Consider the following 13437-nt stretch of genomic DNA (forward strand, 5'->3'; position numbering starts at 1 on the left):
GCAGCAGCCTGCCTACGAGCAGCCGCAGTACACACAGCCGCAGCAGCCTGCCTACGAGCAGCCGCAGTACGCACAGCCACAGCAGCCTGTCTACGAGCAGCCGCAGTACGCGCCACCTGAACCGCCAGTCAATCAACAACCCTACGCGTCTGAGGAATCCGTTGCGCCGGTGGTTGATCCAGAACCGGCGGTTGAAGAAGAGGTTAAGCCCGCCCATCGCCCGCCACTCTACTATTTCGAAGAGGTAGAGGAGAAACGTGCGCGTGAGCGTGAGCAGTTGGAGGCGTGGTATCAGCCGATTCCAGAACCTTTAGCGCCGGTTGAGCAACGCGGTGTATTCCCGTCCACGACAGCATCGGTGCCGGTACCGGAGCCAACGGCTGCTGTTGCGCCGGTGGCTGCTAGCGTCCGCCATGCCTCCGTTGCAGCGGGTACCGCAGCTGCCGCGGCGGCGCCATTGTTCAGCCCAGCAGAAGGGCCGCGTCCGCAGGTGAAAGAGGGGATTGGTCCCAAGCTGCCGCCACCAAATCGCGTTCGCGTACCGACGCGTCGTGAGCTGGCGTCATACGGGATTAAATTGCCATCGCAGCGCATGGCGGAAGAGCGTGCGGCGCGAGAAGCTGAGAATTATCAACATGAAACTGATGAGAGCCTGACGGAAGATGAAGCCGAGGCAATACATCAGGATGCGCTGGCGCGCCAATTTGCCGCTTCTCAGCAGAGTCGTTACGGTGAAACGGCTGGCGAGAATGGTTACGCTGTTGACGAGGATGATGCGGATACCGCAGCCGAAGCCGAATTGGCCCGTCAGTTTGCCGCCTCACAGCAAACCCGTTATTCCAGCGAGCAGCCACAGGGAGCGCGTCCGTTCTCGGCTGAGGATTATGAATTCTCACCGATGAAAACGCTGGTGGATGACACACCAAAAGCGCCGCTGTTTACGCCGAGCGTGATGCCGGAGCCGACGCCGCCGCAGTATCAGCAGCAGCCGCCACAGCATGCCCAGAGCTACCAACAGCCGCAGCAGTATGCGCAACCGCAAGCGCTGGCCACGCCGCCTGTACAGCCGCATTCACAGTACGCGCAGCCGCAGCCAGCTACGCCGCCTGTACAGCCACAGTCACAGTATGCACAGCCGCAGCCGGCGACTCCGCCTCAGGAGAGTCTGATCCATCCGCTGCTGATGCGTAACGGTGACGATCGCCCGCTGCAGAAGCCAACAACGCCGCTGCCATCACTCGATCTCTTAACGCCGCCGCCAACGGAAGTGGAACCGGTCGACACCTTTGCGCTGGAGCAAATGGCGCGCCTGGTGGAAACTCGCCTTGCGGACTATCGCATTAAGGCCGATGTGGTGAACTACTCTCCGGGCCCGGTTATTACCCGTTTTGAGTTGAACCTGGCGCCGGGCGTGAAGGCTGCGCGAATTTCTAACCTGTCGCGTGACCTGGCGCGTTCACTTTCAACCGTTGCGGTACGCGTGGTTGAAGTCATTCCGGGCAAGCCATACGTTGGTTTGGAATTGCCGAACAAAAAACGCCAAACCGTCTACCTGCGTGAAGTGCTGGATTGTGACAAATTCCGCGATAATCCATCGCCATTGACCGTGGTGTTGGGAAAAGACATCGCCGGTGAACCGGTTGTTGCCGATCTGGCGAAGATGCCGCACCTGCTGGTCGCAGGTACTACCGGTTCAGGTAAATCTGTTGGTGTGAATGCCATGATCCTCAGCATGCTGTATAAAGCGCAGCCTGAAGATGTGCGTTTCATCATGATTGACCCGAAAATGCTGGAGCTGTCGGTCTACGAAGGCATTCCGCACCTGCTGACGGAAGTGGTTACCGACATGAAGGATGCCGCTAACGCCCTGCGCTGGAGCGTGAATGAGATGGAGCGTCGCTATAAGCTGATGTCCGCTTTGGGCGTGCGTAATCTTGCCGGTTATAACGATAAAATTGCCGAAGCGGCCCGGATGGGGCGTCCGATTCCGGACCCATACTGGAAGCCTGGCGACAGCATGGATGCCACGCATCCGGTGTTGGAAAAACTGCCGTATATCGTCGTGCTGGTTGATGAATTTGCCGATCTGATGATGACCGTCGGTAAAAAAGTTGAAGAATTGATTGCGCGACTGGCGCAGAAAGCGCGTGCCGCGGGGATCCACCTGGTGCTGGCAACTCAGCGTCCGTCAGTGGATGTGATTACCGGTCTGATTAAGGCCAATATCCCGACGCGTATTGCCTTTACGGTTTCCAGTAAAATTGACTCCCGCACTATCCTCGATCAGGGCGGCGCTGAGTCGTTACTGGGCATGGGTGACATGCTCTATGCTGGCCCGAACTCTAATAACCCGGTGCGTGTTCACGGCGCGTTCGTTCGCGATCAGGAAGTGCACGCGGTGGTTCAGGACTGGAAGGCTCGTGGGCGTCCGCAGTATGTCGATGGCATCACCTCCGACACGGAAAGCGAAGGCGGCGGCGGTGGTTTTGACGGCGGCGAAGAGCTGGATCCATTATTCGATCAAGCGGTGAATTTTGTTACCCAGAAGCGCAAAGCGTCAATTTCCGGCGTTCAGCGTCAGTTCCGAATCGGCTATAACCGTGCGGCGCGTATCATTGAACAGATGGAAGCGCAGGGCATCGTGAGTGAGCAGGGCCACAACGGCAACCGCGAGGTGCTGGCACCACCGCCATTCGATTGATTGCAAAGATGGGTAAATAAGTCAAAATTAAGCATTTTCTTCTGTCACCGCGCGATATGGCGTCATAGAGTGGGTGGCAGAGGCTCTCCTGGCGGGAGCATGAGGCTATTTAAGGATTAACAATGAAAAAGTTCGCGATCACGTGTGCATTACTTTCCAGTTTTGTTGTTAGCAGCGTTTGGGCTGATGCCGCCGGTGACCTGAAATCTCGTCTGGATAAAGTGAGCAGCTTCCACGCGAGTTTTACCCAAAAAGTGACTGATGGCAGCGGTAATGCGGTTCAGGACGGTCAAGGTGACCTGTGGGTGAAGCGCCCGAATCTGTTTAACTGGCACATGACTCAGCCGGATGAAAGTGTTCTGGTTTCTGATGGTAAAACGCTGTGGTTCTACAACCCATTCGTTGAACAGGCAACGGCCACCTGGCTGAAAGACGCTACGGGCAATACGCCGTTTATGCTGATTGCGCGTAACCAAGCCAGCGACTGGCAGCAGTACAATATTCAGCAAACCGGTGATGATTTCGTTCTGACCCCGCGCGGCAACAATGGCAATCTGAAGAAATTCACCATTAACGTCGGCCGTGACGGCACCATCCATCAGTTCAGCGCCATTGAGCAGGACGATCAGCGCAGCAGCTATCAGCTGAAAACGCAGCAGAATGGCGCCGTGGATGCATCTAAATTCACCTTTACACCGCCGCAGGGCGTGACGGTGGACGACCAGCGTAAGTAAGAGGCATGCGTGGGCAATCTGTCGCTCGATTTTTCCGATAATACTTTCCAACCTCTGGCCGCGCGTATGCGGCCAGAAAATTTAGCGCAGTACATCGGTCAGCAGCATCTGCTGGCTGTCGGCAAACCGTTGCCACGGGCCATTGAAGCAGGCCATCTGCATTCGATGATTCTGTGGGGACCGCCGGGAACCGGTAAAACAACGCTGGCGGAAGTGATTGGCCGCTATGCGAACGCTGACGTGGAACGCATCTCCGCGGTGACCTCCGGAGTGAAAGAGATCCGCGAGGCGATTGAACGTGCGCGGCAAAATCGCAATGCCGGACGGCGCACTATCCTGTTCGTTGATGAAGTCCATCGCTTTAATAAAAGCCAGCAGGATGCGTTTCTACCGCATATTGAAGATGGCACCATCACCTTCATTGGCGCGACCACGGAAAACCCTTCTTTTGAATTGAACTCGGCGCTCCTCTCCCGTGCACGCGTTTACCTGCTGAAATCATTGACCACCGAAGATATAGAGCACGTCCTCACGCAGGCGATGGAAGATAAAGAACGTGGCTATGGCGGGCAGGATATCGTTCTGCCGGAAGAAACGCGTCGCGCGATCGCTGAGTTGGTGAACGGTGATGCCAGACGAGCGCTCAATACGCTGGAAATGATGGCCGATATGGCCGAACTCGATGCCGCTGGCAAACGCGTGCTACAGCCGCAGTTGCTGACGGAAATTGCCGGGGAGCGCAGTGCGCGTTTCGATAATAAAGGCGATCGTTTCTACGATCTGATTTCGGCACTGCATAAATCCGTGCGCGGCAGTGCGCCTGACGCCGCCCTCTATTGGTATGCGCGGATCATTACCGCCGGTGGCGATCCGCTATACGTGGCGCGCCGCTGCTTGGCCATTGCTTCTGAAGATGTGGGGAATGCCGATCCGCGGGCAATGCAGGTGGCGCTTTCTGCTTGGGACTGCTTTACCCGCGTCGGCCCTGCAGAAGGGGAACGGGCTATCGCCCAGGCGATTGTCTACCTTGCCTGTGCGCCGAAAAGTAATGCGGTTTATACCGCGTTTAAAGCAGCAATGGCCGATGCCCGAGAGCGTCCGGATTATGATGTTCCGGAACATCTGCGCAACGCGCCGACCAAATTGATGAAAGAGATGGGCTATGGGCAGGAGTATCGCTATGCCCACGATGAACCTAACGCCTACGCAGCAGGTGAAGAGTATTTCCCCAGCGAAATGGCGCAAACTCGCTACTATCGACCAACGAATCGGGGTCTTGAAGGCAAGATTGGCGAAAAGCTCGCCTGGCTCGCTGAACAGGATCAAAATAGCCGCACAAAACGCTACCGCTAGCGCAGGCGTTGCGGTAATGTTGTCAATGTACCTCTGCGACCGCGGGCTGCGGTCGCATACTCCACTTTCAATTCGATAAGCATAGGATAAGCATGCTCGATCCCAATCTGCTGCGCACAGAGCCAGACGCAGTCGCAGAAAAACTGGCACGCCGGGGCTATAAGCTGGATGTAGATAAACTTCGCGCTCTTGAAGAGCGTCGTAAAGTACTGCAGGTAGAAACTGAAAATCTGCAGGCAGAGCGTAACTCGCGATCGAAATCCATCGGCCAGGCGAAAGCACGCGGGGAAGACATTGAGCCTTTACGCCTGGAAGTGAACAAGCTCGGCGAACAACTTGATGCCGCAAAATCTGAACTGGACGTTCTGCTGGCTGAGATCCGCGATATCGCGCTGGCGATCCCGAACGTTCCTCATGACGATGCACCGGTCGGTAGAGACGAAAACGACAACGTTGAAGTCAGCCGCTGGGGTACGCCACGTGAGTTTGATTTTGAAGTTCGTGACCACGTGACGTTGGGTGAAATGCACAGCGGTCTGGACTTTGCCGCCGCCGTTAAGCTGACCGGTTCACGCTTTGTCGTGATGAAAGGTCAGATCGCTCGTATGCACCGCGCACTGGCGCAGTTCATGCTGGATCTGCACACCGAGCAGCATGGCTATAGCGAAAACTATGTGCCTTACCTGGTTAACCACGACACCCTGTACGGTACCGGTCAACTGCCTAAATTTGCCGGCGACCTGTTCCATACCCGTCCGCTGGAAGAAGAGTCTGACAGCAGCAACTACGCGCTGATCCCAACGGCAGAAGTGCCGCTGACGAACCTGGTTCGCGATGAAATCATCGACGAAGACGATCTGCCGATCAAAATGACTGCACACACGCCGTGCTTCCGCTCCGAAGCGGGTTCTTACGGTCGTGATACGCGTGGTTTGATCCGTATGCACCAATTCGACAAAGTTGAAATGGTACAGATCGTGCGTCCGGAAGACTCCATGGCGGCGCTGGAAGAGATGACCGGTCATGCGGAAAAAGTGCTGCAGTTACTGGGCCTGCCGTACCGTAAAATCATTCTGTGTACTGGCGATATGGGCTTTAGCGCATGCAAAACCTATGACCTTGAAGTCTGGGTTCCTGCGCAGAATACCTATCGTGAGATCTCCTCATGCTCCAACGTCTGGGATTTCCAGGCGCGCCGCATGCAGGCTCGCTGCCGCAGCAAGTCCGACAAGAAAACACGTCTGGTGCATACCCTGAACGGGTCTGGCCTGGCCGTAGGACGTACGCTGGTTGCCGTGCTGGAAAACTATCAGCAGGCCGATGGCCGCATTGAAGTTCCTGCGGTACTGCGTCCTTACATGAATGGTCTGGAATTTATTGGTTAATCCACGCCATGTCGAAAAAAGCGCCGTAAGGCGCTTTTTTTATGTCTGACATTGATACCGAACAATACCTCTCCTGGTAGAACGTTTAATACTCCCTCCTAAGTACTACCAGCATATAAAACTACAATAACAGAATTTCGCTATATAAATAACTATATAGCGATTAATGTTTTCAATGTCAGCAACGAAGTGAGTATCCATGAAAACTGAAACCCCCGATGCTTTACTGGCAGCCGAGGTCAGCCGCCGTGGTTTGATGAAAACTACGGCAATAGGCGGACTGGCGATGGCCAGCAGCGCGTTAACGCTTCCGTTCAGCCGTATTGTCAGTGCTGCTGATGCGATTGCCCCAGCGACGGCTGCGGAACGTATCACCTGGAGCGCCTGTACGGTGAACTGCGGCAGCCGCTGTCCGCTACGCATGCATGTTGTCGACGGCGAGATTAAATACGTTGAGACCGACAATACCGGCGATGATGACTACGAGGGTCTCCATCAGGTTCGCGCCTGTCTGCGTGGCCGTTCAATGCGCCGTCGTGTCTACAACCCAGACCGTCTGAAGTATCCAATGAAGCGCGTGGGTAAGCGTGGGGAAGGTAAGTTCGAGCGCATCAGCTGGGACGAAGCGTTTGACCTGATTACCGATAATATGAAGCGCTTAATCAAAGACTACGGTAACGAGTCCATCTATCTCAACTACGGTACCGGTACGCTGGGTGGGACGATGACGCGCTCCTGGCCACCGGGAAGCACGCTGATTGCCCGCTTAATGAACTGCTGCGGTGGCTATCTTAACCACTATGGTGACTACTCCTCGGCGCAAATTGCCGCCGGTTTGAACTACACCTACGGTGGTTGGGCCGACGGGAACAGCCCGTCTGATATCGAAAACAGCAAGCTGGTTGTCCTTTTCGGTAATAACCCTGGCGAAACGCGCATGAGCGGCGGTGGGGTGACTTACTATCTGGAACAGGCGCGGCAGAAATCGAACGCGCGCATGATCATTGTCGATCCACGCTATACCGATACCGGTGCGGGCCGTGAAGATGAGTGGATCCCGATTCGTCCGGGTACCGATGCTGCGCTAGTCTCCGCGCTGGCGTGGGTGATGATCACGGAAAACATGGTCGATCAGCCGTTCCTCGACAAATACTGCGTCGGCTACGACGAGAAGACTCTGCCTGCAGGTGCGCCGGCTAATGGTCACTACAAAGCCTATATCCTGGGGCAGGGCAGCGATGCAACGGCGAAAACGCCGGAGTGGGCATCGACCATCACCGGTATCCCGGTTGAGCGTATTGTGAAGCTGGCTCGCGAAATTGGCAGCGCTAAACCGGCCTATATCTCCCAAGGCTGGGGCCCGCAGCGCCACGCCAATGGTGAAATTGCGACCCGCGCGATCTCGATGCTGTCAATTCTGACCGGCAACGTCGGGATTCATGGCGGTAACAGCGGCGCACGTGAAGGTTCTTATGAAGTGCCGTTTGAACGTATGCCGACGCTGGAAAACCCGATTGAAACCAGCATCTCCATGTTTATGTGGACCGATGCGATCGTACGTGGCCCGGAAATGACCGCGTTGCGCGATGGCGTCCGCGGGAAAGATAAACTGGACGTACCGATCAAAATGATCTGGAACTATGCCGGTAACTGCCTGATCAACCAGCACTCTGAAATTAACCGTACTCACGAAATCCTGCAGGATGATAAGAAGTGCGAAATGATTGTGGTGATTGACTGCCACATGACGTCCTCGGCGAAGTATGCCGATATTCTGCTGCCGGACTGCACGGCATCCGAGCAGATGGACTTCGCGCTGGATGCTTCCTGCGGCAACATGTCCTATGTCATCTTTACCGATCAGGTCATCAAACCGCGTTTTGAATGCAAAACGATTTATGACATGACGACGCAGTTGGCGAAACGCATGGGCGTGGAACAGAAATTTACCGAAGGGCGGACCCAGGAAGGCTGGATGCGTCACCTGTACGAAATTTCTCGCCAGGCTGTGCCGGAACTGCCAGATTTCGACACCTTCCGCAAGCAGGGCATCTTCAAACAACGCGATCCGGAAGGGCACCATGTGGCCTACAAAGCGTTCCGTGAAGATCCACAGGCGAATCCGCTGACGACGCCATCGGGGAAAATCGAGATCTACTCGCAGGAGCTGGCAAAAATCGCCGCGACCTGGGAGCTGGCGGAGGGGGATGTCATCGATCCGTTGCCGATCTACACCCCGGGCTTCGAAAACTATAACGATCCGCTTGCCGGGAAATATCCGCTGCAGCTGACCGGTTTCCACTACAAGTCCCGCGTTCACTCAACCTATGGCAACGTCGATGTACTGCAGGCGGCCTGTCGTCAGGAGATGTGGATCAACCCGCTGGATGCGAAGAAACGTGGTATTGCCAATGGCGATCGTATTCGTATCTTCAATGACCGAGGTGAAGTGCATATTGAAGCCAAAGTTACACCGCGCATGATGCCGGGCATCGTCGCGTTGGGTGAGGGGGCCTGGTACAACCCGGATGCGGGGCGTATCGATCAGGCCGGCTCTATCAACGTGCTGACTACCCAGCGCCCATCGCCACTGGCGAAGGGTAACCCATCGCACACGAATCTCGTCCAGGTTGAGAAGGTGTAAGGAGTAACCGATGACCACCCAATATGGCTTTTTTATTGACTCCGCCCGCTGCACCGGTTGTAAAACCTGCGAGCTGGCCTGTAAAGATTACAAGAACTTAACCCCGGACGTCAGCTTCCGTCGTATTTATGAATACGCCGGCGGCGACTGGCAGGAAGACAACGGCGTCTGGAACCAGAACGTCTTTGCCTACTACCTGTCGATTGCCTGTAACCACTGCGAAGATCCGGCCTGCACCAAAGTGTGCCCGAGCGGTGCGATGCACAAGCGCGAAGACGGTTTTGTGGTGGTTGACGAAGATGTCTGCATCGGCTGTCGCTACTGCCACATGGCCTGCCCGTACGGCGCACCGCAGTACAACGCCGCCAAAGGTCACATGACCAAATGCGACGGCTGTCATGAACGCGTGGCTGACGGCAAAAAGCCGATCTGCGTGGAATCCTGTCCGCTGCGCGCGCTGGATTTTGGCCCGATTGAAGAGCTGCGCCAGAAGCACGGCCAGCTCGCTGCCGTGGCGCCGCTGCCGTCTGCACACTTCACCAAACCGAGTATCGTGATTAAACCTAACGCCAACGCACGTCCGTGCGGTGACACAACCGGCTATCTGGCCAACCCGAAGGAGGTGTGAGATGGGAAGTGGATGGCATGAATGGCCGCTGATGATCTTCACGGTCTTTGGGCAGTGCGTTGCCGGCGGTTTTATCGTTCTGGCGCTGGCGCTGATGAAAGGTCAGCTGCCGCGTGAGCAACAGCAGCGCGTGGTATTGAGCATGTTTGCGCTGTGGGTGCTGATGGGGATTGGCTTTATCGCCTCAACGCTGCATCTCGGCTCGCCGATGCGCGCGTTCAACTCGCTGAATCGCGTGGGGGCATCCTCGCTAAGTAACGAAATCGCTAGCGGCGCGGTCTTCTTTGCCGTAGGCGGCATTGGCTGGCTACTGGCGGTAACCAATAAGCTGTCGTGCGCGCTGCGCAGCGTATGGCTGGTGGTGACGATGGTGCTGGGCGTGGTGTTCGTGTGGATGATGGTGCGTGTTTACAACACCATCGATACTGTTCCAACCTGGTACCGCATCTGGACGCCGCTGAGCTTCTTCCTGACGCTGTTTATTGGCGGTCCACTGCTGGGCTACCTGCTGCTGTGCTGGGCGGGCGTGCAGGGCTGGGCGCTGCGTCTGCTGCCGGCGGTAAGCCTGGCGGCGCTGGCGGTAAGCGTGGTGGTGTCGCTGATGCAGGGCGTCGAGCTGGCGTCGATTCATAGCTCTATCCAGCAGGCTTCGGCGCTGGTGCCGGAGTACGGTTCGCTGATGGCGTGGCGCATCGGTGCCATCGTGCTGGCGCTGGTGTGCTGGGTAGCCCCACAGCTGAAAGGTTATCAGCCGGCGCTGCCGCTGCTCAGTCTGGCCTTTGCGCTGGTGCTGGTGGGTGAATTAATCGGTCGAGGCGTGTTTTACGGTCTGCATATGACCGTCGGCATGGCGGTGGCCAGCTAAATTTAAAAGCCGGAATGATTTCCGGCTTTTTTTTACGTAAAAGCAAGGATGTATGGGGTGGAAAAATGTCAGATGAGCAAATTGATAAAATTATAAAAACACCGGTAAGTCGAAGAAAGGTTATTCAGGCAGGAGCCGCATCAGGGCTAATTGCCGCGGCTGGAGGTTTCTCATTACCTTTTAGTCGTAAGATTTACGCTGCTAGTGAAAAGGTGGCGAGATTAGAAGAAAAAGCTGTGTGGAGTTCCTGTACCGTTAACTGCGGTAGTCGCTGCCTTCTGCGGTTGCATGTGAAAGATGATGAAGTGTATTGGGTTGAATCTGATACCACCGGTGAAGATATCTATGGGCAGCATCAGGTGAGAGCCTGTCTGCGCGGTCGCTCTATCCGCCGGCGCATGAATCATCCGGACCGTATTAAATATCCGATGAAAAGAGTCGGCAAGCGCGGTGAAGGCAAGTTTGAAAGAATCAGTTGGGATGAGGCATTAGATACAATTGCCAATAGCCTGAAAAAAACGCTGAAAGATTATGGCAACGAAGCCGTGCATGTTTTATATGGCACTGGGGTTGATGGTGGGAATATTACTAACTCCAACGTTCCTTACCGCTTAATGAATTCCTGTGGGGGCTATTTAAGCCGTTATGGTAGCTACAGTACTGCGCAAATTAGCGCCGCTATGAGCTATTTATACGGTGGCAACGATGGTAATAGCCCGGATGATATTGCGAATACTAAATTAGTCGTAATGTTTGGCAATAACCCCGCTGAAACGCGAATGAGCGGCGGTGGGGTGACTTATTATGTTGAGCAGGCGCGTGAACGTTCAAATGCGCGAATGATCATGATTGACCCGCGTTACACCGATACTGGCGCGGGGCGTGAAGATGAGTGGTTACCCATTCGTCCTGGTACCGATGGCGCACTGGCGGCTGGTATTGCCTGGGTACTGATTGCTGAAAATCTGGTGGATCAGCCTTTTCTCGATAAATACTGCGTAGGTTATGATGAGAAAACGCTGCCTGCTGGTGCGTTGCCAAATGCCCATTATAAGGCCTATATCCAGGGTAACGGACCAGATGGTATCGCGAAAACGCCGGAGTGGGCCTCGCGAATTACCGGTATTCCGCAGGATAAAATCATCCAGTTGGCGCGTGAAATTGGTTCGGCTAAACCTGCATATATTTGTCAGGGATGGGGACCACAGCGGCACGCTAATGGTGAGCAAGCATCTCGTGCTATTGCCATGCTGTCGATTCTAACCGGCAACGTTGGGATTAATGGAGGGAACTCTGGCGCTCGCGAAGGAACATTTGATCTGGGTGTTGAGTGGTTTTCAATGCTGGAAAACCCAGTAAAAACACAGATTTCCGTATTCACCTGGACTGAAGCTATTGAGCGTGGCGCTGAAATGACGGCGATCCGTGATGGCATTAGAGGCAAAGATAAGCTCGATGTGCCGATTAAATTTATGTGGTGCTACGCCAGTAATACTCTAATTAACCAAAACAGCCATATCGCCAGAACCCACGAAATATTACAAGACGACACAAAATGCGAAATGATTGTCGGGATGGATCACTTCGTCACGGCGTCAGCAAAATATTATGACATCCTGTTACCCGACCTTATGCCTACCGAACAGGAGGACCTTATCTCCCATGAGTCGGCGGGGAATATGGGTTACGTTATTTTGGGTCAGCCAGCGACCACGGCGAAATTTGAACGCAAGCCTATTTATTGGATGCTCAGTGAAATAGCGAAACGATTGGGTGATGATGTCTGGCAAACCTTTACCGAAGGGCGTACTCAGCATGAATGGATAAAATATCTGTTTGAGAAAACCCGTGAGCGTAATCCGGATATGCCTTCTTACGAAGAGATGAAAACGACGGGGATCTATAAGCGTAAATGTCCCGAAGAGCACTATGTTGCCTATCGTTCCTTCCGTGAAGACCCGCAGGCGAATCCATTAAAAACACCGTCAGGAAAAATTGAAATCTATTCGCAGCGGCTAGCTGATATTGCATCGACCTGGGAACTACCTGAAGGAGACATTATCGATCCGCTGCCGGTATACGCCGCAGAGGTTGAAGGCTGGGACGATCCGCAGCGCCAGCATTATCCGCTACAGCTAACCGGTTTCCACTTTAAGGCGAGAACCCACTCCAGCTACGGCAATATCGATGTTTTGCAACAGGCCTGCCAGCAAGAAGTATGGATTAACCCTATTGATGCGAAACCACGCGGAATCGCCAATGGCGATAAGGTCAAAGTTTTTAATGATCGAGGTCAGCTGTTTATTCAGGCAAAAGTTACGCCAAGGATTATGCCTGGTGTGACGGCAATGGGGCAGGGAGCCTGGCTACAGGCCGATATGTTTGGCGACAAGATCGACCATGGTGGCTCTATCAACATTCTGACCTCATCACGGCCATCACCGCTGGCAAAAGGGAATCCGTCTCACACCAATCTTGTCCAGATTGAGAAGGCCTAAGGACTAACTGATGACGACTCAATACGGATTTTTCATCGACTCCGCCCGCTGCACCGGTTGTAAAACCTGCGAGCTGGCCTGTAAAGATTACAAGAACTTAACCCCGGACGTCAGCTTCCGTCGTATTTACGAATACGCCGGCGGCGACTGGCAGGAGGACAATGGCGTCTGGAACCAGAACGTCTTTGCCTACTACCTGTCGATCGCCTGTAACCACTGCGAAGATCCGGCCTGCACCAAAGTGTGCCCGAGCGGTGCGATGCACAAGCGCGAAGACGGTTTTGTGGTGGTTGACGAAGATGTCTGCATCGGCTGTCGCTACTGCCACATGGCCTGTCCGTACGGCGCACCGCAGTACAACGCCGCCAAAGGTCACATGACCAAATGCGACGGCTGTCATGAACGCGTGGCCGACGGCAAAAAGCCGATCTGCGTGGAATCCTGTCCGCTGCGCGCGCTGGATTTTGGCCCGATTGAAGAGCTGCGCCAGAAGCACGGCCAGCTCGCTGCCGTGGCGCCGCTGCCGTCTGCGCACTTCACCAAACCGAGTATCGTGATTAAACCTAACGCCAACGCACGTCCGTGCGGTGACACAACCGGCTATCTGGCCAACCCGAAGGAGGTGTGAG

At 54.9% G+C, this 13437-nt stretch carries 9 protein-coding genes; all 9 read left to right on the forward strand.

All coding sequences use genetic code 11. The features are described 5' to 3' along the window. Nucleotides 1–2701 (forward strand): DNA translocase FtsK (gene ftsK / locus KCR01S_RS15540; protein WP_061283683.1); only part of this gene is annotated, 2701 nt, incomplete at its 5' end. A gap of 122 nt (nucleotides 2702–2823) precedes the next feature. Beyond that, the gene (gene lolA / locus KCR01S_RS15545) at nucleotides 2824–3435 is read left to right on the forward strand and encodes an outer membrane lipoprotein periplasmic chaperone LolA (protein WP_052284017.1); all 612 of its coding nucleotides are present in this window, start codon (nucleotides 2824–2826) and stop codon (nucleotides 3433–3435) included. A 9-nt stretch (nucleotides 3436–3444) separates the two neighbouring features. Continuing rightward, entirely contained in the window at nucleotides 3445–4788 is a 1344-nt protein-coding gene (rarA, locus tag KCR01S_RS15550) for a replication-associated recombination protein RarA (protein WP_061283685.1), read from the forward strand. 92 nt (nucleotides 4789–4880) lie between these two features. Further along, complete coding sequence (gene serS, locus KCR01S_RS15555; protein WP_061283687.1) at nucleotides 4881–6173, forward strand: serine--tRNA ligase; 1293 nt, start codon at nucleotides 4881–4883, stop codon at nucleotides 6171–6173. 199 nt (nucleotides 6174–6372) lie between these two features. Next, complete coding sequence (dmsA, locus tag KCR01S_RS15560; protein ID WP_061283689.1) at nucleotides 6373–8817, forward strand: dimethylsulfoxide reductase subunit A; 2445 nt, start codon at nucleotides 6373–6375, stop codon at nucleotides 8815–8817. Nucleotides 8818–8827: 10 nt separating this feature from the next. Further along, on the forward strand, nucleotides 8828–9445 hold the full coding sequence (locus KCR01S_RS15565) for a DMSO/selenate family reductase complex B subunit (RefSeq protein WP_052284021.1): 618 nt from the start codon (nucleotides 8828–8830) through the stop codon (nucleotides 9443–9445). A gap of 1 nt (nucleotide 9446) precedes the next feature. Continuing rightward, complete coding sequence (locus KCR01S_RS15570; protein WP_061283690.1) at nucleotides 9447–10310, forward strand: dimethyl sulfoxide reductase anchor subunit family protein; 864 nt, start codon at nucleotides 9447–9449, stop codon at nucleotides 10308–10310. 92 nt (nucleotides 10311–10402) lie between these two features. Next, a complete protein-coding gene (ynfF, locus tag KCR01S_RS15575; RefSeq protein WP_156478774.1) occupies nucleotides 10403–12808 on the forward strand; it encodes a selenate/tellurate reductase subunit YnfF in 2406 nt (801 codons plus the stop codon). Nucleotides 12809–12818: 10 nt separating this feature from the next. Beyond that, nucleotides 12819–13436, forward strand: coding sequence for a DMSO/selenate family reductase complex B subunit (locus tag KCR01S_RS15580; RefSeq protein WP_052284021.1), 618 nt, complete (start codon nucleotides 12819–12821; stop codon nucleotides 13434–13436). The last annotated feature ends 1 nt before the right edge of the window (nucleotide 13437 follow it).

The organism is Kluyvera cryocrescens NBRC 102467 (assembly GCF_001571285.1).
Taxonomy (GTDB): domain Bacteria; phylum Pseudomonadota; class Gammaproteobacteria; order Enterobacterales; family Enterobacteriaceae; genus Kluyvera; species Kluyvera cryocrescens.